A 19,772-nucleotide genomic window follows, 5' to 3' on the forward strand; every position below is an offset into this window, starting at 1 on the left:
GGCCGCCACGCCAGCCGGGTGGCCGGCGGCGGGGCGGCGTACGATCGGATCTGGACCACATCGGGAATCACTGGACCAGCCGCGATGTTGGCCAGTGCGTCCGGACCTATACCGCGCAGGGAGATTTCCACGTGACCACGCCAGCGCAGACCGAGTCGACCGAGGCCCAGGCCCCTACTTCCGTCGTCCTCACCGACGTCGCGGCGCAGAAGGTCAAGGCCCTGATCGAGCAGGAGGGCCGCGACGACCTGCGGCTCCGGGTCGCGGTGCAGCCGGGCGGCTGCTCCGGCCTGCGATACCAGCTCTTCTTCGACGAGCGGTCGCTCGACGGTGACGTCGTCACCGACTTCGGCGGCGTCGAGGTCGTCGTCGACCGGATGAGCGCCCCCTACCTGGCCGGCGCGACGATCGACTTCGCCGACCGGATCGACGCCCAGGGCTTCACCATCGACAACCCGAACGCCGGCAACTCCTGCGCCTGCGGCGACTCGTTCAGCTGAGTCGCGCCGGCCGCGGCCGGGCCCGACGGGCCGACGCCGCGAGGTGACCCGAAACGGCGAATCGCCCCGACTTGGGGCGGTTCGCCGTTTTTGTCGTACTCTTTCGGGTGTCCGGGCGGTGACGTCTCGATGTGCGCCTGGCGACCGGTTCCGCACCGACCCGTGACGGGTGTCCCCGCCGGACCGGTAGGCTGACCGCGCCCTGCTCCCGACCACGAGGGTTGACATGAAGATCGCCGTGACCGGCTCGATCGCGACAGACCACCTGATGAGCTTCCCCGGGCGCTTCGCCGACCAGCTCCTCGCCGACCAGCTGGACAAGGTGTCGCTGTCCTTCCTCGTCGACGAGCTGGTGCTGCGGCGGGGCGGGACCGCCGCCAACATCGCCTTCGGCATGGCCCAGCTGGGCCTGCGGCCGGTGCTGCTCGGCGCGGTCGGCGCCGACTTCGCCGACTACCGGTCCTGGCTGGAGCGGCACGGGGTCGACTGCGACTCGGTGCACGTCAGCGAGGTGGCGCACACGGCCCGCTTCGTCTGCACCACGGACACCGACATGTGCCAGATCGCCTCGTTCTACGCCGGCGCGATGAGCGAGGCCCGCAACATCGAGCTGGCCCCGGTCGCCCAGCGGCTCGGCGGGCTGGACCTGGTGCTGGTCAGCGCGAACGACCCGGCGGCGATGATCCGGCACTCGGGGGAGTGCCGGGAGCGGGGCTACTCCTTCGTCGCCGACCCGTCGCAGCAGCTCGCCCGGATGGACGGCGCCGACGTGCTCGGCCTGGTCGACGGCGCCGACTACCTGATGACCAACGAGTACGAGAAGTCGCTGCTGCTGAGCAAGGCGGGGCTGACCGACGCCCAACTGCTGGACCGGGTCCGGATCCGGGTGACCACGCTGGGCAAGCAGGGCGTGGAGATCGCCGGCCGGGAGGTCGGCACCATCCACGTGCCGATCGCCCGGGAGATCCAGGCCGTCGACCCGACCGGCGTCGGCGACGGCTTCCGGGCCGGCTTCTTCGCCGCGCTCAACTGGGGCGTCAGCCTGGAGCGGGCCGCCCAGGTCGGCTGCCTGCTCGCCACCCTGGTGCTGGAGAACTTCGGCGGCCAGGAGTACGAGGTGCGCCGCGACCTGTTCGTCAAGCGGCTCGCCGAGTCGTACGGTGACGCCGCCGCCGAGGACGTGCGGCCGCACCTGCTGCCGTGAGCGGCCTCGCGGCCGAGGTGAGCACCGCGCCCACCGGCGGCGGCCCGTTGCTCGTGGCCTTCGCCGGACTGCCCGGGGTGGGCAAGAGCACGCTCGCCACCCGGGTCGGCGCGGCGCTGTCCGCCCCGGTGCTGCCGGTGGACCCGGTGGAGCGGGCGATGGCCCGGTACGGGCTGGTCGGCGACGTGCCCGGCATGGCGGCGTACGGCGCCGTCGCCGGGCTGGCCGAGGTGCAGCTCGGGCTGGGCCTGAGCGTGGTGGTCGACGCGGTCAACCCGGTGGCCAGCGCCCGGGGGCTCTGGCACGACCTGGCCGAGCGCGCCGGGGTGCCGCTGCGGGTGATCGAGGTGCACTGCGGTGACGAGGCGGAGCACCGCCGTCGGGTCGAGGCCCGGCCGCCGGGCGAGCACCATCCCACCTGGGACCAGACGCTGATCCGCCGGGCGGAGTACGAGCCGTACGTCGGGCCCCGGCTGGTGGTGGACACCGCCGTCGACACCGACCCCCTGCCGGGGATCCTCGCCTACCTCCGCTGAGCCCGGGGTGTTAATAAGGGGCCCCTCCTCTACCGGAGGCGTTAACAAGGGGCCCCTCCTTACTACCCCACCCTGCGCACGTCGTACGCCGGGCCGTCCGGGTGCGCGCCGAGGAACTCCTGCCCGCGCATCCGGCACCAGGCCGGGATGTCCACCGCCGCCGCCGGATCGTCGGCGAGCACCCGGACCACCGCGCCCACCGGCAGGCCGGGCAGCCGCCGGGCCAGGTTGATCACCGGCAGCGGGCAGCGCTGCCCCCGGCAGTCCAGCACCTCGTCGGGTTCGCTCACAGCCCGCTCACCCCCGCCTCGGCGCGCAGGTCGGCGACGATCCCGGGCAGCTCGGCGAGGAACCGGTCCACGTTTGCCTCGGTGGTGTCGCGGTGCAGCGACACCCGGACGTTGCCGTGCGAGAGCACCCCCATCGCCTCCAGCACGTGCGACGGGCGCAGCGTCGAGGAGGTGCAGGAGGAGCCGGAGGAGACGGCGAACCCCCGCCGGTCCAGCGCGTGCAGCAGCGCCTCGCCGTCCACGTACAGGCAGGAGAACGTCACCAGGTGGGGCAGCCGGTCCACCGGATCGCCCACCACCTCCACGTCCGGCACCTCGGCCGCCACCCGGGCCCGGATCCGGTCCACCAGCGGCGCCAGCCGGACCGCCTCGGCCGCCGCGTCGGCCGCCGCCGCGCGCAGGCTCGCCGCCGCCGCCACCACCGCCGGCAGGTTCAACACCCCCGGGGTACGCCCCGACTCCCGCTCGTCGGCCGGCCACGGCGACTCCCAGCGGGTGCCCTTGCGCACCACCAGCAGCCCCACCCCGGGCGGACCGCCCCACTTGTGCGCGCTGGCCGTCAACACCGACCAGCCGGCCGGCAGCGGCACCCGGCCCACCAACTGTGCGGCGTCCACGTACAGCGGCACCCCCGCCTCGGCGCACACCTCGGCGGCGGCCGGCACCGGCTGCACGGTGCCCACCTCGTGGCTGGCGCCGATCAGCGTGGCGAGCGCCACGCCGGGGGAGCGGACCGCCGCCGACCAGGCGGCCAGGTCGAGCCGGCCCACCCGGTCCACCGGCACCGGCACCGCCGCGCCGCCGGCCGCCACGTGCCGCTGCGCGGCGTGCAGCACCGCGGAGTGCTCGATCGCCGAGTGCACCAGCGTGTCGCCGGCCCGCCGCCGCCCGGCCAGCCCGCCGAGGACGGCGGAGTGCGCGGCGGCGGTGCCGCTGGGGGTGAAGGACAACTCGTCGGGGCGTACGCCGAGGACCTGCGCGGTGGCCTCCCGGGCGGCGTCGAGCAGTTGGCGGGCCCGCCGGGCCGGCGCGTACAGCTTGCCCGGGTCGGCCCAGCCGTCGTCGAGGGCCGCCAGCAGCGCCTGCCGGGCCACCGGGTGCAGCGGTACGGCGGTGGCCGCGTCGAGATAGACGGGGGAAGCGTTCACAGGTCCCCACGCTATCGCCCGGGTGCGGCCAAGATCCCCCGATGGGGGCGGACAGTGACCCCAACACGGTCCAGCCGGTCATGGTCGAGTAATCTGCGACCGTCGGTGACGCCTTTGCCGTGGTGTCGAGGGAAATCCACCACCACGGCGCGCTAGGGAGGCAGGACCAGGTGGTCGCAAGGAGTTCGGAGGTACGGCCGTCGGCCGTGCGGCACAGCGCGCGCCGGGGGCGGGGTGCCGGTCGGCTCGCCGGGCTCGGCCTGGGTGGCGCGGCGCTGCTGGTCCTGCTGACCGGCTGTGACGTCGGCAAGGCGTTCGGCGGCTTCGGCTGGCCGCAGGGTGGCATCACGCCCGAGGCCAACCGGATGTACGACCTGTGGATCGCGTCCTGCATCGCGGCGCTCGCGGTCGGCGTGTTCGTCTGGGGCCTGATCTTCTGGTGCGTGGTGCGCTACCGCAAGCGGGGCAACGAGCTGCCGGTGCAGACCCGGTACAACCTGCCGATGGAGTTCCTCTACACGATCGCTCCGATCCTGATCGTGTCGGTGCTCTTCTACTACACCGCGATCGTGCAGACGGACGTCGTGCGGACCACGAAGAACCCGGACGTCACGGTCGAGGTCGTCGCCTTCAAGTGGAACTGGCAGTTCAACTACCGCGACGGCCAGGGCCGGGACGCCAACACGGAGGCCTCGGTGCTCGGCACCAGCGAGGTGATCCCGGTGCTGGTCCTGCCGACCGGCCGCTCGATCCGGTTCGAGGAGACCAGCCGCGACGTCATCCACTCGTTCTGGGTGCCGGAGCTGCTGTTCAAGCGGGACGTCTTCCCGGGCAGCGTCCGCAACGTCTTCGAGGTCTCCAGCCTCGACCAGGAGGGCGCGTACGTCGGCCGCTGCGCCGAGCTGTGCGGCAGCTACCACGCCTTCATGAACTTCGAGCTGCGGGTCGTCTCGCCGGAGAAGTACGACCAGTTCCTGGCGGCGAAGAAGTCCGGCAAGTCGACGCAGGAGGCGCTGGAGTCGATCGGCGAGGAGCCGTACGCCCAGACCACCAAGCCGTTCGACACCCGGCGCAGCACGGCTAACTTCAACCCGGACGCCGCCACCGCCGGCGCGGGCAAGTGAGGGGGCGGGCATGAAGACCGAATGGCGCATCTTCCTGACGATCGCGGGCTTCCTCCTCTTCGCGACCATCCTCTACGGCGCCTGGACCGCCGGCGACTCCGGCGGCCACATCGAGTGGGTCGGCACCACCGCGCTGCTGCTGTCGTTCCTGCTCTGCACGATGTGCGGCGGCTTCTTCTGGTTCGTCTCCCGCCGCATCGACCTGCGGCCGGAGGACCGGCCCGACGGCGAGATCGCCGACGGCGCGGGTGAGATCGGCTTCTTCAGCCCGGGCAGCTACTGGCCGTTCGGCCTGGCCCTGGCCGCCGCGATCGCCGGTCTCGGCCTGGTCTTCTGGCAGCTGTGGCTGGTGGGCCTCGGCCTGGTGGCGGTCGTCTTCGGCGCCTGCGGCCTGCTCTTCGAGTACTACACCGGCACCCGGCGCACCGCCGAGCACTGAGCCGACACGTACCGTCACGAAGGCCCGCCTCCCGTTCGGGAGGCGGGCCTTCGTCGTGCTGGGCGGCTGGCGTACGGCCGCGTCGGGCTGTCCTCCTCCGGTCGGGTGCCGGCTCAGGCGGCCCGGCGGTGCGGGGCGGAACGGCGCGCCCGGCGCCGGTCGGCCAGCCGGGGCGCGGGGAAGGTGAACGTGGCGATCAACACCGCGCTGCCGCAGCCGGTGCAGATCAGCTCGGGGCAGTCGGCCCCGTGACCGTCAACGCAGGGCGGCGTCTCGAACGACTGCACGCCCTCGCAGGTTTCGCAGTGCAGTTCGCGGTCCGACACGGGCGTCTCCTCTCGCTGCCGGGCTCCCGCCGGCCGGCGGCCCGGGGCTCCCGCCGCGGGTGCGGCGTCCGGTGGCCGGTTGCTCGGCCGCTGGCCGGCGCGGAGCCGGTGGCCGTCGCACAGCCGGCTGGCGGACAGGCGGCTGGCGGACGAGCCGGTGGGAACTACTCGCCTGTAGTTTGGCACGGGGGTCCGACAGCCTCGGCGACGACGCCGGCCGGCGCGGCCCCAGCCCAGCTCAGCAGGGGCGGACGGCCTGGCCGGGGTCCACACGAGGGCGGACGGCCCGGCCGGGTCCAGCAAGGGCGGGGGCTCAGCAGCCGGGGCGGCCGGGGCTCAGGCCGACCGGGCCACGTCGACCCACCGGTCCAGCACGGCGGCCGCGGCGCCCGAGTCGATCGACTCGGCGGCCCGGTCCAGCCCGGCCCGGAGCACGGCGGTCAGGTCGCCGTCCAGCGGACCCTGGGTGGCCAGCGCCACCGCCGAGTTCACCAGCACCGCGTCCCGGACCGGCCCGGTTTCCCCGGCCAGCAGCCGGCGGGCCACCGCGGCGTTGTACGCGGCGTCCCCGCCCCGCAGGTCACCGAGGGTGGCCCGGGGTACCCCGAGCTCCGTCGCGTCCAGCACCGCCTCCCTCACGGTGCCCTGCTGGGCCAGCCAGACCCGGGTGGGCGCCGCGGTGCTGAACTCGTCGAGGCCGTCCTCGCCGCGCATCACCACCACCGAGTCGCCGCGGTCCGCGAACACCTGCGCCATCACCGGGGCCATCCGCAGGTCGAAACAGCCCACGGCGCCGGCCCGGGGCCGGGCCGGGTTGGTCAGCGGGCCGAGGAAGTTGAACGCGGTGGGTACGCCGATCTCCCGCCGGACCGGGCCGGCGTGCCGCATGCCGGGGTGGAAGCGGGCCGCGAAGCAGAACCCGATGCCCGCCTCGGTCACGCACCGGGCCACCTGCTCCGGGTCCAGGTCCAGCGGCACGCCGAGGAACTCCAGCAGATCCGCCGTGCCGCAGAGCGAGGAGGCCGCCCGGTTGCCGTGCTTGACCACCCGGACCCCGGCCCCCGCCACCACCAGGGCGGTCATCGTGGAGATGTTCACCGTGTGGGCGAGGTCACCCCCGGTGCCGACCACGTCCAGCGCGCTGCCGCGCAGCTCCTCGGGCAGGCGTACCTCGACCGCCCGGCCGAGCATCGCCTCGACCAGGCCGGCCAGCTCGGCCGGGGTCTCGCCCTTGGCCCGCAGCGCCACCGCGAAGGCGGCGATCTGCGCCCCACCGGCCGCGCCGGTCATGATCTCGTCCATCGCCCACGCGGTGTCCGCGGTGGAGAGCTCCTCGCGGCGCAGCAGCGCGTTGAGCAGGTGCGGCCAGGTCCGTTCGCCCATGGTGGGCCTCCCGAGCGGGCGTGGATGCGGTGGTGGGTCGGCGGCCGGCGCGGGTCGACCGGCTCGCTCGGTGTGCGCGCGTACCGGCGACGCTGCCGGGTGGCGCGGCCGGGTGCGGTCAGGCCGGGGTGTGGGCCCGCAGCAGCCCCGCGACGGTGGTGCCCGTGGTCACCGGGTCGAGCGGGTGCACGAGGGTGGCGTCGGCCTGGGCGTACGCGGCGAGCCAGCGGTCGGCGGCCCGGGCGATCACCACGCAGGTGGGCGGGGCGTCGTCCCGGTCGTCCTTGATCTGGCGGGCGATGCCGAGGCCGCCGCCGGGGCTGGCCTCGCCGTCGAGCAGCAGCAGGTCGATCTCGTAGTCGTCGACCAGCCGGATGCATTCGGCGTAGGTGGACGCCTCGGCGAACTCGATCTGGAGGCCGGGGGCCGGCCGGGTGCCGACGGCCAGTCGCATCCGGTCCCGGACCTCCGGGTCGTCGCTGTAGAGCAGGACGGTGCAAAGACGATCGCTCATCGCTGGCTGGCTCCCACCTCGTAGCTGCCCGCCGATCCTAGCGGTCGGTGTGACGAGCACGACGCCCCGCCCCGGTCCCCTGCGGCGCGGGTGGGCGGGCGAGCGCGGTGTGCGGCGGGTCGGGCTGTCTGCGCGCCGGGAAGCCCCGGGTTGCGGCAGGTCGGGCTGCGCCCGGGCGGGCGGGACGCGGCGAGGCGGGGACGCGGGCGGGCAGGGCGCGGCCGTCAGGCCGGTGTGCCGGGCGCGGCGGGTGCCTCCGCCTCGGCCGCCTCGGCGGCCCGCTGCCGGGCCTCCTGCCGGTCCAGCTCGCGGTCCAGCCGGCGGGCCTCCCGCTCGGACTGGCGGATCCACTGCACGACCAGCACCGCGAGCATCGTCACACTGACGAACTCCCCGCCGGCCCACAGGATGCCGCCGGCGAGCCGCTGGTCGTCCCACGGGTCCGCCCAGGTCAACCCCAGCGACGGGTACCAGTCGCCGCCGAAGAGCGTGGTGCTCTGCATGATGGTCAGCCCGAGCACCGTGTGGAACGGCACCGACAGCAGCATCAGCAGGGCCCGACCCGGGTACGGCCAGCGGCCCGGCAGCGGGTCCAGGCCGAGCAACGGCCAGAAGAACACGCAGCCGGTGGCGATGAAGTGCGCGTGCACCAGCTCGTGCGCCCAGCCGTGCTCCAGGGTGAACCGGTAGAGGTCGGTGAAGTAGAGCACGAACGGGTTCACCACGAAGATGGCGAAGGCCACCAGCGGGAAGGTGTAGATCCGGGCGAGCCGGCTGTGCACGACCGCCAGCAGCCGCTTGCGCGGGCGTACCGGCAGGGTGCGCAGGGCCAGGGTGACCGGCGCGCCGAGGGCGAGGAAGATCGGCGCGATCATGGAGAGCACCATGTGCTGCACCATGTGCACCGAGAGCAGCGTGGTGTCGTACGCGCCGAGCCCGCTGAGGGTGACCGCCGCGATGCCGCCGAGCCCCGGGCCGAGGAAGAACACCGTCCGCAGGACCGGCCAGTGGTCGCCGCGCAGCCGCAGCCGGTGCACCCCGTAGAGGTAGAGTCCGGCGGCGAGCACCAGCCCCAGGGTCAGCCAGTTGTCCACCTCGACCTCGGTGAAGACCCGGGCGATGGTGAACGGCGGCGGCGTCTCGGCGGCCAGCGGCGTGGTCCCGGCCGAGGTGGCGGCGAAGATCGAATCGACGTGCAGCACGCTTTTCAGGCTAGGCCAGGCGAACCGGACCCCCACGATCGGGCCACGGATGGCGCCGGTTTGCCACCCCGCTGATCGCTCGCGCCGGTCAAGGGCAATAATGACCGCGTGACTGCGGCCCCAGCCATTGACAAGAGCCGGATCCACTCCCTGACGCGGCCCAACATGGTCAGCGTCGGGACGATCGTGTGGCTCTCCAGCGAACTCATGTTCTTCGCGGCGCTGTTCGCGATGTACTTCTCGATCCGCGCGGCGGCGCCGGAGCAGTGGGAGAAGCACACCGAGGTACTCAACATCCCCTACGCGACCACCTTCACGGTGATCCTGGTGTTGTCCTCGGTGACCTGCCAGCTCGGTGTCTTCGCGGCCGAGAAGGGTGACGTCCACGCCCTGCGGCGCTGGTTCACGATCACTTTCGTGATGGGCCTGATCTTCGTGCTCGGCCAGGCGAACGAGTACCGGACGCTGGTGCACGAGGGCGTGAAGATCAACGGAGACGGGTACGGGTCGATGTTCTACCTGACCACCGGCTTCCACGGCCTGCACGTGACCGGCGGTCTCGTCGCCTTCATCATCTTCATGATCCGCACCACCATGGGCCGGTTCACCCCGGCGCAGGCCACCTCGGCGATCGTCGTGTCGTACTACTGGCACTTCGTCGACGTGGTGTGGATCGGGCTCTACGCCATGATCTACTGGCTTCAGTGATCTTGGCGCGTCACGTACCGCGCCGCTGCTTCGTCCCCTGAGACAAGGTCCAACCGGTTAAGGACACAGGTCATGACTTCTGACAACGACCGCCGACGCGGTCTGCTCGCGCGGCTGCGCGGGCGGCCCGCGGCGCGCAGCAGGGGCCGCCGCCGGCTGGGCGCCGCGGTCCGGCTGATCGCCGCGCTGACGCTGGCCGGCGGCGCCTACACCGCCTTCGCCCCCGGTGTGCAGGCGCAGGAAAACCCGCCGCTGACCGGCGCCGCCGCCGACGGCAAGGCGCTGTTCGACGTGAGCTGCGTGACCTGCCACGGTCGCAACGCGCAGGGCGTCGAGGGTCGTGGTCCGAGCCTGATCGGTGTCGGCTCCGCCTCGGTCGAGTTCCAGGTGAGCTCCGGCCGCATGCCGATGGCCCGCCAGGAGGCGCAGGCCATGCGCAAGCCGCCGTCCTTCACCGACGAGCAGGTGCGCCAGCTCGGCCAGTACATCCAGGAGCTCGGCGGCGGCCCGCAGGTGCCCGAGGGCAACAACCTGCACCGCAACGCCGACATGGCCGCCGGTGGCGAGCTGTTCCGGATCAACTGCTCGCAGTGCCACGCCTTCGCCGGTGGTGGCGGCGCGCTCTCCTCCGGCAAGTACGCGCCGAGCCTCGCGCCGGCCAGCGACCGGCAGATCTACGCCGCCATGCTGAGCGGCCCGCAGAACATGCCGGTCTTCGGCGACAACCAGATCACTCCGGAGCAGAAGGCGGACATCATCGCCTACATCCAGGAGACCCTCAAGCACAACCAGGACCAGGGTGGGTTCAACCTCGGTCGCTACGGCCCCTCCACCGAGGGCCTGGCGATCTTCCTGGTCGGCATCGTCGCGCTGGTCTTCACGAGCCTGTGGATTGCGGGCAAGTCGTGACCGAGCACATCATTGGCATCAGTGCTGTGGCGCCGACCCCCGGCGCCACCCGTAGCGAGGTGACGGCATGAGCACCCACACCGAGCACGCCCCGCAGGGCCGGGAGCCGCTCGACGTGAACGACCCCCGGCTCTCCCGGTTCGACATCGTGCGGGAGGGCGCGCGGCGGGACGACATCGAGATCGTCCACTACGAGGAGCAGCTCGTCCCGGGCACCAAGGCCGAGCGCCGGCTGGTCCGGCTGGTCGCCGCGATGTTCCTGCTGACCGGCGTGGCCGCCACCGCCTTCCTGGTGATCTACATCTGGTGGCCGTGGCAGTGGGAGGCCGGCCGGGGTGGCGACAAGCTCTACACCCCGCTGCTCGGTCTGACCCTGGGCCTGGCCCTGCTGGGCATCGGCTTCGGCATCCTCACCTGGGGCAAGAAGCTGCTGCCCAAGGAGGTCTCGATCCAGGACCGGCACGACCAGCCGGGCCCGCCGGAGGACCGGAAGATCACCGGCGAGACCATGCTCTACCTGGCCGACGAGATGGGCGTGCGGCGCCGGCCGCTGCTCGGCTTCTCCGCGGTGCTCGGTCTGCTGCCGGTCGGCGCGGTCGCCGCGGCTCCGCTGATCGGTGGGCTGATCTCCAACCCGCACAAGAACAACCAGATGTTCACCACCGGCTTCGCGCCGGGCGAGGGCGGCGAGAAGATCCGGCTGGTCCGCGAGGACGGCCGGCCGATCCGCCCGTCGGATGTCAGCGCCGGCGGCCAGCTCACGGTCTTCCCCGGCATCGACCACGGCGTCAGCAACAAGCACGCCGACTCGCCGACGCTGCTGATCCACCTGCGCGAGGACGACGCGGAGAAGTCCCGCGCCGCCAACGAGCGGGTGGGCCACGGCGACTACATGTGGGGCAACTACGCGGCATACTCCAAGATCTGCACGCACGCCGGCTGCCCGGCCAGCCTGTACGAGCAGCAGACCAACCGGCTGCTCTGCCCCTGCCACCAGTCCCAGTTCCTCATCACCGACAACGCCAAGCCGATCTTTGGCCCGGCCAGCCGGCGGCTGCCGCAGCTGCCGATCGAGGTGGACGAGGAGGGCTTCTTCGTGGCGAGGTCCGACTACACCGAAACCATCGGTCCCGACTTCTGGGAGCGGCCATGAAGCGCCGAAAGATTGACGTAGCAGCGGTGCCGGGCAAGGCCGCCGGTGCTTTGGACGACCGCTTCCAGGCGGCCACCCCGCTGCGCAAGCTGCTGAACAAGGTCTTCCCCGACCACTGGTCCTTCCTGCTCGGCGAGATCGCGCTCTTCTCGTTCATCGTGCTGCTGCTGACCGGGGTCTTCCTGACCTTCTTCTTCGAGCCGGCGATGACCGAGGTGGTCTACAACGGCAGCTACGCCCCGCTGCGGGGCACCCCGATGTCGGCCGCGTACGCCTCCAGCCTGGACATCTCGTTCGATGTCCGCGGTGGTCTGATCATGCGGCAGATGCACCACTGGTCGGCGCTGCTGTTCATGGCCGCGATCGTGGTGCACATGCTGCGGATCTTCTTCACCGGCGCGTTCCGCAAGCCGCGCGAGACCAACTGGATCATCGGCTCGCTGCTGTTCTGGGTCGGCTTCCTGGCCGGCTTCACCGGCTACTCGCTGCCGGACGACGGCCTCTCCGGCACCGGCCTGCGGATCGCCTCGGCGATCATGCTGTCGATCCCGGTGATCGGCTCCTGGCTCACCTCGTCGATCTTCGGCGGGGAGTTCCCGGGCACGATCATCATCAGCCGGTTCTTCATCGCCCACGTGCTGCTCATCCCCGCTCTGCTGGTCGCCCTGATCAGCGTCCACCTGGGCCTGGTCTTCAAGCAGAAGCACACCCAGTGGCCCGGCCCCGGCCGGACCAACGAGAACGTGGTCGGCGAGCGGATGTTCCCGCGCTACGCGCTCAAGCAGGGCGGCTTCTTCATGGTCGTCTTCGGCGTGATCGCGCTGATGGGTGGCCTGTTCCAGATCAACCCGATCTGGTATTTCGGACCGTACGAGGCGTGGGTGGTCTCGGCCGCCAGCCAGCCTGACTGGTACGTCATGTTCCTCGACGGCTCGACGCGGCTCATGCCGGCCTGGGAGATCAACATCCCGATCGGCGACGGATACGTGATTCCGCCGCTGTTCTGGCCCACCGTGGTGCTCCCGGGCATCCTGGTGATGATCTCCCTGTTCTATCCGTTCCTGGAGGCCCGGCACCTCAAGGACTACCGGCACCACAACCTGCTCCAGCGGCCCCGCGACGTTCCGGCCCGGACGGGCGCCGGCGCGATGGCCGTGACGTTCTACCTGGTGCTGACCCTGTCGGGCGCCAACGACGTCATCGCCGACAAGTTCCACATCAGCTTGAACGCGATGACCTGGGGTGGCCGGATCGGCCTGTTGCTCCTGCCGCCGCTGGCCTACTACCTGACCTACCGGATCTGCCTGGGCCTGCAGCAGCACGACCGTGAGGTGCTGGCGCACGGCGTGGAGACCGGCATCATCCGGCGGCTGCCGGACGGTCGGTTCGTCGAGGTGCACCAGCCGCTGACCGCGGCCGACCACGACGGGCACGGCGAGTTGGAGTACGTCGGCTGGGTGGTGCCGAAGAAGATGAACCGGCTCGGCGCCCTCGGGCCCGCCATCCGGGGCTTCTTCTACCCGATCGAGAAGCCGGCCGAGGCGCCGGTCTCGCCGGGGCACCCGCCGGTCGAGCCCCGCGCCGAGCGGGAGGAGATCGGCAGCGGCGAGAGCCGCCGCTGACCGCCCCACACGCAGCACCTCGTGGCGCCCGCCGGATCTCCGGCGGGCGCCACGCCCCTTTTCGGGCGGCCGGTCCGGCCGGGGTGCCGCAAGTCGGCCCGATGGGGCGGCCGGTCAGGCCGGGGTGCCGCAAGTCGGCCTGACGGGGTGGCGGGGCAGGCCGTAAGTCGGCCCGAGAGCCACCGCCCGTCCGGTCACGCACCCCTCGTCACCGCTGCCCCGACCGGACATCCGGACCTCGGGCACGGGCGGGATCGCAGGAATATCCCCGGCCAGTCGGGTATCCGTGCGGTCCAACGGAACAAGGGGGGGAACATGTTGGGTATCAAACGCCTGGGAGTGCTGGCCGCACTGGTGCTGGTCGGGCTGGCGCCCGCGGCGGCGGCGCAGGCCTCGGCGCAGCCGTCGACGCAGGACACCCAGTACCTGCAGGCGCTGCACCAGGTCAACCTGGCCGAAGTCGAGAGCGGCAACCTGGCCAAGCAGAAGGGCCAGAACCAGCAGGTCAAGGACCTGGGTGCCCAGTTCGTGACCGACCACACCCAGTTGGACCAGACGGTGAAGAGCACCGCGCAGCAGTTGAACGTCAAGCTGCCGAACAAGCCGACCGCTGATCAGCAGAAGGTGATCAACAAGCTGAAGAACCTCAGCGGCGCCGAGTTCGACAAGGCGTGGGTGACCGCCGAGCTGGCCGGCCACGTGCAGGCGATCCAGGCCACGCAGACCGAGATCTCGCAGGGCTCCGACCAGTCCGTGGTCCAGCTGGCGCAGGACGCGCTGCCGGTCCTCCAGGCGCACTACGACGCCCTGGTGGCCCTGGCCCAGCAGCTGGGCATCCCGGTCCCGCAGGCCACCGCCAGCGGCTCGGCCTCGCCGGCTCCGGGTGGCACCGAGTCCCCGGCTCCGGGTGGCACCGAGTCGCCGGCCCCGGGTGGCCCGACCGAGTCGCCGGCCCCGGGTGGCGGCAACACCGGCACGCCGGCTCCGAGCCAGAGCTGACGTCGTACGGCCGACGGTGGCCGGTCCGCCCGTCCGGGGCGGACCGGCCACCGGTCAGTCCGCGCTGGCCAGCCCGATGGCGAACGCCTCCTCCAGGTCGTGCTGGGAGTAGGCGCGGAACGCGATGTGCGACTCGGTGTTGAGCACGCCGGGGACCTTGGAGATGCTGCCGGCGATGATCTCGGCGATCTGCTCGAACTCGCGGACCCGGACCATGGCGATCAGGTCGACGTGGCCGGCCACCGAGTAGACCTCGCTGACGCCGGGCAGGTTGGCCAGGTTCTCGGCCACCTCGGGGATCGAGTCGGTGGCACAGTCGATCAGCACGATCGCGGTGATCACGGGACATTTCTCCGTTCGTCGGCGTCGTCGCCCATGCTAGAGGTTTCGCCCGGCACGGCGGCCCCGGCCGCCCGGATCGGACCCGCCGGGACGGTCAGCCCGCCGTCGGCGCGGATCGCGTCGGTCAACCGCTCCCGCGGCCCGACCGTGGCCCCCGGCCAGAGCACCGCGCGGGTGACCTGGCCGCGCATGACCGCGCCGGCGCCGACGACCGCGCGCTCCACCCGGCCGGTAACCGTGGCGGTCCCGTCCACCAGGCTGCCGTCACCGGCGGCGTGTAGGTTGGCCGCCAGGTAGTCCGCCGGGGTCCCGGTGTCGTAGAAGGTGCCGGGGTACCGCACCACGGTCAGCTCGCCGGCGGCCTCCGCCGGCCGCCACACCGCGCGGACCAGGTCACCGAAGGTGGCCGGCAGCTCGCCGACCCGGTGCCACGGCAGCAGCGAGAAGCCGACGAACCGGTGTCCGTCGAACGTCCCGGGCTCCGACCGGTCCGCCGCCGGCTGGCCGAGCAGGCGTACGCCGCGCCCGTCCCAGCCGTCCAGCAGCGCGGCCAGGTCCGGCCCGGGCGGCGCCTGCGGGTCCGCCAGGTAGGCGTCGGCGTTGCCGACCAGCACCCCCCGGCCGGCGATCCAGTCCCGCAGGTTGCCCAGGCCACCGGCGGTGCCCAGCGGGTCGCCCGGCTCGACGGAGAGGTGGGCGCGCCGCCCGACGTGGGCGACCACCTGCCCACCCAGGTAGCACGCGTTCACCGCGACCCGATCGGGGCCGGTCAGACCCAGCCCGGCCAGCCGGTCCAGGGCCCGGTCGAGCAGCGGGACGTTGCCCACCGGGCAGAGCGCCTTGGGCAGCCGCTCGGTCAGCGGCCGCAGCCGGGTGCCCTCGCCGGCGGCCAGCACCACCGCGCAGACCGGCACGGCCGTCCGCCAGCCCGGCCCCGCCGCGCCGTGGGCGGTCGTCATCCCACGACCGCCGGAGGCCGCGTCCGTCGCGCCGGGGCGGGCGTCGGAGCGCCCGCCGGTCACGTCGGGGTGCCGCCGGCCGGCGGCGTCCGCTCCGGGCCGATGCCGTAGTGGCCGAGGAGCCGGGCGGTGGCCCGGCTCAGCCGGGGCAGGTCGTCCAGCGGGTGCCAGGCCGCCTCGAACACCTCCGCGCCGTCGACCACCAGTTCGGTGGTCGAGGCCGGCACCTCCGTCTCGAACACCACGTCCACCCAGCCCTGCGCGTGCACCACCGCGTTCGGCACGGCGGGCCGTAGCCGCGCCGGGTCGAGCCGGATGCCGCTCTCCTCGAACAGCTCCCGGGCCGCGCCCACCACCGGGGCCTCGCCCCGCTGGAGCAGGCCGGCGGGGAGCGTCCAGCTGTAGCCGGGCGGCTGGCGCAGCAGCAACAGGCGGCCGGCGCCGTCGGTGGCCTCCGAGTCGCGGACCAGGGCGACCGCCCCGACGATGTACTTCGGCACGACCAGGCGGACCAGGCGGCGCCGCAGCGGCACCGGCAACCGGTAGAAGAGTTGGTACGCGACGGCCCGGCCGGTGGCACGCGAGCGGGGGATCATGTTTCCAGGCTAGTGGGCGGCCGTGCCCCGCAGGCGCTCGCCCTGCGACCGGGTCACTGGCGGTGGTCCACCAGGTCGATGAGCTGGCGTACCACGGTGTCCGGCTCGACCGTCCGGTCGAAGACCGCCACCAGCATGGTCTCCAGGTCGGGGTAGCCCAGCTCCTCGGAGAGCCGCAGCAGCGGCAGGTCGCTGGCCAGCCCCCGGTCGTGCTTGCGCAGCGCCAGCCCGATGGTGGCCCGGCCGAGGCGTACCTTGTCGGCGATGGAGATGCCGGGCTCGGTGTGCTCGGCGAACCAGCGGTTGATCTGCATCTGGGCGTGCGGGGACTTGACGAAGCCCAGCCACTCGCGGCGCGGGCCCCGGGGCGCGGCGTCGGCCTCGAAGCCGCTCTCCGCGTCGCTCTCGGTGAAGATCTCCACCACGTCGCCCTCCTCCAGTTCCGAGGAGAGCGGGGCGAGCCGGCCGTTGATCCGGGCGGCCAGGCAGTGGTCACCGCGCTCGGTGCCCAGCTCGTACGCCAGGTCGACCGGGCTGGCGCCGGCCGGGAGCACCACCTGCCGGCCGTCCGCCACCACCTGGATCTGCGCCTCGGCCAGGTCGCAGCGCAGCGACTCCATGAACTGGGTCGGGTCGACCGTCTCCTGCTCCCAGTCCAGCACCCGGCGCAGCCAGGCCAGCTCGTCGGCCCGGTCCGCGGCGCGCCCGGCCGCCCGCGGAAAGCGGTAGTGGGCGGCGACGCCGTACTCGGCGGACCGGTGCATCTCGTCGGTGCGGATCAGCACCTCGACGGTGCGGTCCTGCGGGCCGCGGACGCTGGTGTGCAGCGACCGGTAGAGGTTGTTCTTGGGGGAGGCGATGAAGTCCTTGAACCGGCCGGGGACCGGACGCCACAGCCCGTGCACCGCGCCGAGCGCGGCGTAGCAGTCGGTGGCCGGGCCGTCCACCACGATCACGATGCGGGGCAGATCGTACGGGGCGGTGTGGTCGCCCGCGACGGTGTCCTTCCAGATCGAGTAGAGGTGCCGGGGCCGGGGCGCGACCTCCGCGTCGACCCGGCTGCGGCGCAGCGCCACCCTGGCTCGGGCCACCACGTCGTCGAGGTAGCCGTCCCAGCCGGGCCGGTCGTGCACGAACCGGGCGAGCCGGGCGTGCTCGTCCGGCTCCAGGTGCAGCAGCACCACGTCGTCCAGCTCGCGCTTGAGGGTCTGGATGCCGAGCCGGTCGCAGAGCGGGACCAGCACCTCCTGGGTCTTGCGGGCGATCCGCTCCCGGGAGGCGGCGGAGCGGACGCCGAGGGTACGCATGTTGTGCAGCCGGTCGGCCAGCTTGATGATCAGCACCCGGACGTCCTTGCCGGCCGCGACGATCATCTTGCGGACCGTCTCCGCCTCGGCGGCCTTGCCGTAGAACGCCTTGTCGAACTTGGTCACCCCGTCGACCAGGTGGGCGACCTCCGGCCCGAAGTCCTCGGCCAGCGCCTGCAACGTGTAGCGGGTGTCCTCGACCGTGTCGTGCAGCAGCGCCGCGACCAGGGTGGTGGTGTCCATGCCCAGCTCGGCGCAGATCTCGGCGACCGCGAGCGGGTGGGTGATGTACGGCTCGCCGCTCTTGCGGAACTGGCCGCGGTGCATGTTGTCGGCGATCGTGTATGCCCGGCGCAGCACCGAGGCGTCGGCGTTGGCGTGGATGCCGCGGTGGGTGCGGACCAGGTGGGCGACCGGGTCGTTGTCGGTGGTCGGCCAGGTCAGCAGCGAGCGCAGTCGGCGGGCCAGCGGCAGCTCGCCCGGCTGGGTCGGTAGGGCGCCCCCCAGGGCGGCGCCGCGTCCGGCGTCGACGTCCACCTGGGACACCTCCTCCACCCCGGGCTCCACGGCCGCCGAAATCGGCAACCGGAAGCAGGCCCACGAATCGGGCAGGACTGCACTCCTCTAACAGAGTAAGTGAGTCGAGGTGGTCCGATCGGTCACTTGCTCATGAGCGTTCGGTCGAGAGTTGGGCGGACGAGGCGTTCTCCGCCTTGTGCAGCAGGTCACGGAAGCGGGCCGCACCGGCGATCGGAGAGGACCATCCGGAGGACATCTCCACCAGCCGGGTCTCCGGGCGCTCCAACCAGGACAGGATCCGCTCGGTCTCCTCGGCCGTGGCCCGCGGCACCGGCCCGTGCCCCGGCAGCACCGTCTCGGCGGTGGCCCGGATCGCCTGGATGGTCGGTCGCGGATGGACGCCGGGCGGGGAGACGCCCGCGCCGGCCAGCCGGCCGTGCCGCACCAGGGCCAGCTCCCAGCCGCCGTGCGGGGCCCGGCGGGCGGCCGCCAGCTCGGCGATGCCGGTCAGCCCGGCCAGCCGCTGCATGCGTACGGTGGCCCGGAGCACCGCCACCAGCCGGGTGCGCACCACCGCCGCCTCCTCGTAGCGCTGCCCGGCGGAGAGCGCGTCGATCCGGGCCAGCAGCGCGTCCACCACCGGTTGCGGGTCGCTCGCGGTGGCGGTGCGGAACGGGGCCGCCGCGGCCTCGTCGTACTCCTCCGGGGAGATCCGGTGCTCGCAGGGCGCGGGGCAGCGACCCAGCTCGGCCAGCGCGCAGGCCGGCGCGGTGGTGCGCCGGGAGAGCTTCTGCGTGCACTGGCGCAGCGGCACCGCGTCGTGGAACCCGGCGGCGGCCAGCTCGGCGGCCTGCTTGGAGCGGAACGGCCCCAGGTATGCCGCGTCGGTGGGGGAGAGGCTGCGCACCACCGACAGCCGGGGGTACGCCTCGTCGGTGAGCTTCAGCCAGACCATCCGCTCCGGGAACTTCGACCGGCGGTTGTAGGGCGGCGCGTGCGCCGCGATCAGCCGCAGCTCGCGGACCTCCGCCTCCAGCGAGTGGGCGCACTCGACCGCCTCGACCCGCTCGGCGGCGGCGAGCATCTCGGATATCCGGGCCCGCTTCTCCCCGGCGGTGAAGTAGCTGCGCACCCGGGTGGCGATGTCGCCGGAGGTGCCGACGTAGAGCGGGCGGTCGTCGGCGGCCCGGAAGATGTAGACCCCGGGCACCTTCGGCAGCCCCTCGGCCAGGTGCCGCTTGCGGCGCTGGGTCGGGGTGACCGCCCGGGCGAACTCGATCGCCTCGCCGATCGTGTGCACCCGGTGCCCGCCGAGCCGGCCGATCAGCCCGTGCAGCACGTCCACGGTGGCCTTGGCGTCGTCCAGCGCCCGGTGGGTCGGCTGGGTGGCGGTGCGGAAGTAGGCCGCCAGGGTGCCCAGCTTGCGGTTGGGCACCTCGTCGCGCAGCAGCGCCCGGCGGGCCAGCGCCGCGGTGTCCAGCACCCGGGGGTTGGGCCACCGGTAGCCGTGCTTCGCGCAGGCCGCCTTGAGGAAGCCCACGTCGTACGGGGCGTTGTGGGCGACCAGCACCGCGTCGGAGAGGAACTCCAGGAAGCTCGGCAGCACCTCCTCGATCGGCGGCGCGGGCAGCAGCATGGCCTGGGTGATCCCGGTCAGCACGGTGATGAACGGCGGAATCGGGACGCCCGGGTTGACCAGGGTGCCGAGCACCCCCAACTGCTCGCCGCCGCGCACCTTCACCGCGCCGATCTCGGTGATCCCGCCACCGTCCGGCGCGCCGCCGGTGGTCTCCAGGTCGACCACCACGAAGGTGGTCGCGTGCAACGGCAGCGCCGGGTCCACCCCGTTCACCGTCGGGTCCAGGCCGGCCAGCGCCGCCTGGACGTACTCCTGTCCCGCCACGGCCGGCACCGTAACGCCCCGGTCCGACACTCCCGTCCCAACGGCCTCAGGCGTCACCACCGGTCTAGGATGAGAGATCGGCTCACTCA

At 72.8% G+C, this 19,772-nt stretch carries 21 protein-coding genes; 10 read left to right on the plus strand and 11 right to left on the minus strand.

Features of this window, described 5'->3' with window-relative positions; all coding sequences use genetic code 11:
- Window positions 1–131 precede the first annotated feature (131 nt).
- From erpA to K7640_RS28730, 3 genes are all read left to right on the plus strand, one after another.
- Window positions 132–500: an iron-sulfur cluster insertion protein ErpA gene (gene erpA, locus K7640_RS28720; RefSeq protein WP_222958076.1), complete on the plus strand. Its 369-nt coding sequence runs from the start codon at window positions 132–134 to the stop codon at window positions 498–500.
- A 226-nt stretch (window positions 501–726) separates the two neighbouring features.
- Entirely contained in the window at window positions 727–1,704 is a 978-nt protein-coding gene (locus K7640_RS28725) for a carbohydrate kinase family protein (protein WP_222958077.1), read from the plus strand.
- Window positions 1,701–2,240: an ATP-binding protein gene (locus tag K7640_RS28730; protein WP_222958078.1), complete on the plus strand. Its 540-nt coding sequence runs from the start codon at window positions 1,701–1,703 to the stop codon at window positions 2,238–2,240. The genes K7640_RS28725 and K7640_RS28730 overlap by 4 nt, the downstream gene beginning before the upstream one ends.
- A gap of 62 nt (window positions 2,241–2,302) precedes the next feature.
- Here K7640_RS28730 and K7640_RS28735 read toward each other — a convergent pair whose 3' ends face one another.
- A complete protein-coding gene (locus K7640_RS28735; RefSeq protein ID WP_222958079.1) occupies window positions 2,303–2,530 on the minus strand; it encodes a sulfurtransferase TusA family protein in 228 nt (75 codons plus the stop codon).
- On the minus strand, window positions 2,527–3,678 hold the full coding sequence (locus K7640_RS28740) for an aminotransferase class V-fold PLP-dependent enzyme (RefSeq protein WP_222958080.1): 1,152 nt from the start codon (window positions 3,676–3,678) through the stop codon (window positions 2,527–2,529). The genes K7640_RS28735 and K7640_RS28740 overlap by 4 nt, the downstream gene beginning before the upstream one ends.
- A gap of 170 nt (window positions 3,679–3,848) precedes the next feature.
- On the opposite strand from K7640_RS28740, the gene coxB reads away from it, so the two are divergent.
- Both coxB and K7640_RS28750 read left to right on the plus strand, forming a co-directional pair.
- Window positions 3,849–4,802: a cytochrome c oxidase subunit II gene (gene coxB / locus K7640_RS28745; RefSeq protein WP_222958081.1), complete on the plus strand. Its 954-nt coding sequence runs from the start codon at window positions 3,849–3,851 to the stop codon at window positions 4,800–4,802.
- A gap of 10 nt (window positions 4,803–4,812) precedes the next feature.
- Complete coding sequence (locus K7640_RS28750) at window positions 4,813–5,241, plus strand: cytochrome c oxidase subunit 4 (RefSeq protein WP_222958082.1); 429 nt, start codon at window positions 4,813–4,815, stop codon at window positions 5,239–5,241.
- Window positions 5,242–5,354: 113 nt separating this feature from the next.
- Here K7640_RS28750 and K7640_RS28755 read toward each other — a convergent pair whose 3' ends face one another.
- From K7640_RS28755 to K7640_RS28770, 4 genes are all read right to left on the minus strand, one after another.
- Entirely contained in the window at window positions 5,355–5,567 is a 213-nt protein-coding gene (locus tag K7640_RS28755; protein ID WP_222958083.1) for a hypothetical protein, read from the minus strand.
- A gap of 336 nt (window positions 5,568–5,903) precedes the next feature.
- Window positions 5,904–6,950 carry an anthranilate phosphoribosyltransferase gene (gene trpD, locus K7640_RS28760; protein WP_222958084.1) on the minus strand — a complete coding sequence of 349 codons (1,047 nt, stop codon included), beginning with the start codon at window positions 6,948–6,950 and terminating at the stop codon, window positions 5,904–5,906.
- Between the two features lie 118 nt (window positions 6,951–7,068).
- The gene (locus K7640_RS28765; RefSeq protein ID WP_222958085.1) at window positions 7,069–7,464 is read right to left on the minus strand and encodes a hypothetical protein; all 396 of its coding nucleotides are present in this window, start codon (window positions 7,462–7,464) and stop codon (window positions 7,069–7,071) included.
- A 224-nt stretch (window positions 7,465–7,688) separates the two neighbouring features.
- On the minus strand, window positions 7,689–8,666 hold the full coding sequence (locus tag K7640_RS28770) for a cytochrome c oxidase assembly protein (RefSeq protein WP_222958086.1): 978 nt from the start codon (window positions 8,664–8,666) through the stop codon (window positions 7,689–7,691).
- Between the two features lie 108 nt (window positions 8,667–8,774).
- On the opposite strand from K7640_RS28770, the gene K7640_RS28775 reads away from it, so the two are divergent.
- The 5 genes from K7640_RS28775 (at window position 8,775) to K7640_RS28795 (ending at window position 14,057) form a co-directional block, all read left to right on the plus strand.
- Window positions 8,775–9,374 carry a heme-copper oxidase subunit III gene (locus K7640_RS28775; protein ID WP_222958087.1) on the plus strand — a complete coding sequence of 200 codons (600 nt, stop codon included), beginning with the start codon at window positions 8,775–8,777 and terminating at the stop codon, window positions 9,372–9,374.
- 72 nt (window positions 9,375–9,446) lie between these two features.
- Window positions 9,447–10,283 carry a cytochrome c gene (locus K7640_RS28780; RefSeq protein ID WP_222958088.1) on the plus strand — a complete coding sequence of 279 codons (837 nt, stop codon included), beginning with the start codon at window positions 9,447–9,449 and terminating at the stop codon, window positions 10,281–10,283.
- Window positions 10,284–10,350: 67 nt separating this feature from the next.
- Entirely contained in the window at window positions 10,351–11,436 is a 1,086-nt protein-coding gene (locus K7640_RS28785; protein WP_222958089.1) for a ubiquinol-cytochrome c reductase iron-sulfur subunit, read from the plus strand.
- A complete protein-coding gene (locus K7640_RS28790; protein WP_222958090.1) occupies window positions 11,433–13,058 on the plus strand; it encodes a cytochrome bc complex cytochrome b subunit in 1,626 nt (541 codons plus the stop codon). Before K7640_RS28785 ends, K7640_RS28790 begins: the two co-directional genes overlap by 4 nt.
- Before the next feature lie 315 nt (window positions 13,059–13,373).
- Window positions 13,374–14,057, plus strand: coding sequence for a DUF4142 domain-containing protein (locus K7640_RS28795; RefSeq protein WP_222958091.1), 684 nt, complete (start codon window positions 13,374–13,376; stop codon window positions 14,055–14,057).
- Between the two features lie 54 nt (window positions 14,058–14,111).
- Here the strand turns inward: K7640_RS28795 and K7640_RS28800 are convergent, their stop codons facing one another.
- From K7640_RS28800 to K7640_RS28820, 5 genes are all read right to left on the minus strand, one after another.
- Entirely contained in the window at window positions 14,112–14,399 is a 288-nt protein-coding gene (locus K7640_RS28800) for an Lrp/AsnC family transcriptional regulator (RefSeq protein ID WP_088972423.1), read from the minus strand.
- Window positions 14,396–15,358, minus strand: a complete 963-nt coding sequence (locus K7640_RS28805; RefSeq protein WP_222958092.1) for a sugar phosphate nucleotidyltransferase — start codon at window positions 15,356–15,358, stop codon at window positions 14,396–14,398. Before K7640_RS28805 ends, K7640_RS28800 begins: the two co-directional genes overlap by 4 nt.
- A gap of 59 nt (window positions 15,359–15,417) precedes the next feature.
- The gene (locus K7640_RS28810) at window positions 15,418–15,954 is read right to left on the minus strand and encodes an NUDIX hydrolase (RefSeq protein WP_222958093.1); all 537 of its coding nucleotides are present in this window, start codon (window positions 15,952–15,954) and stop codon (window positions 15,418–15,420) included.
- 53 nt (window positions 15,955–16,007) lie between these two features.
- Complete coding sequence (locus K7640_RS28815) at window positions 16,008–17,798, minus strand: bifunctional (p)ppGpp synthetase/guanosine-3',5'-bis(diphosphate) 3'-pyrophosphohydrolase (protein WP_222958112.1); 1,791 nt, start codon at window positions 17,796–17,798, stop codon at window positions 16,008–16,010.
- A 130-nt stretch (window positions 17,799–17,928) separates the two neighbouring features.
- Window positions 17,929–19,683: a DEDD exonuclease domain-containing protein gene (locus tag K7640_RS28820; RefSeq protein ID WP_222958094.1), complete on the minus strand. Its 1,755-nt coding sequence runs from the start codon at window positions 19,681–19,683 to the stop codon at window positions 17,929–17,931.
- Window positions 19,684–19,772 lie beyond the last annotated feature (89 nt).

The organism is Micromonospora sp. PLK6-60 (assembly GCF_019890675.1).
In the GTDB taxonomy this organism is placed as follows: domain Bacteria; phylum Actinomycetota; class Actinomycetes; order Mycobacteriales; family Micromonosporaceae; genus Micromonospora.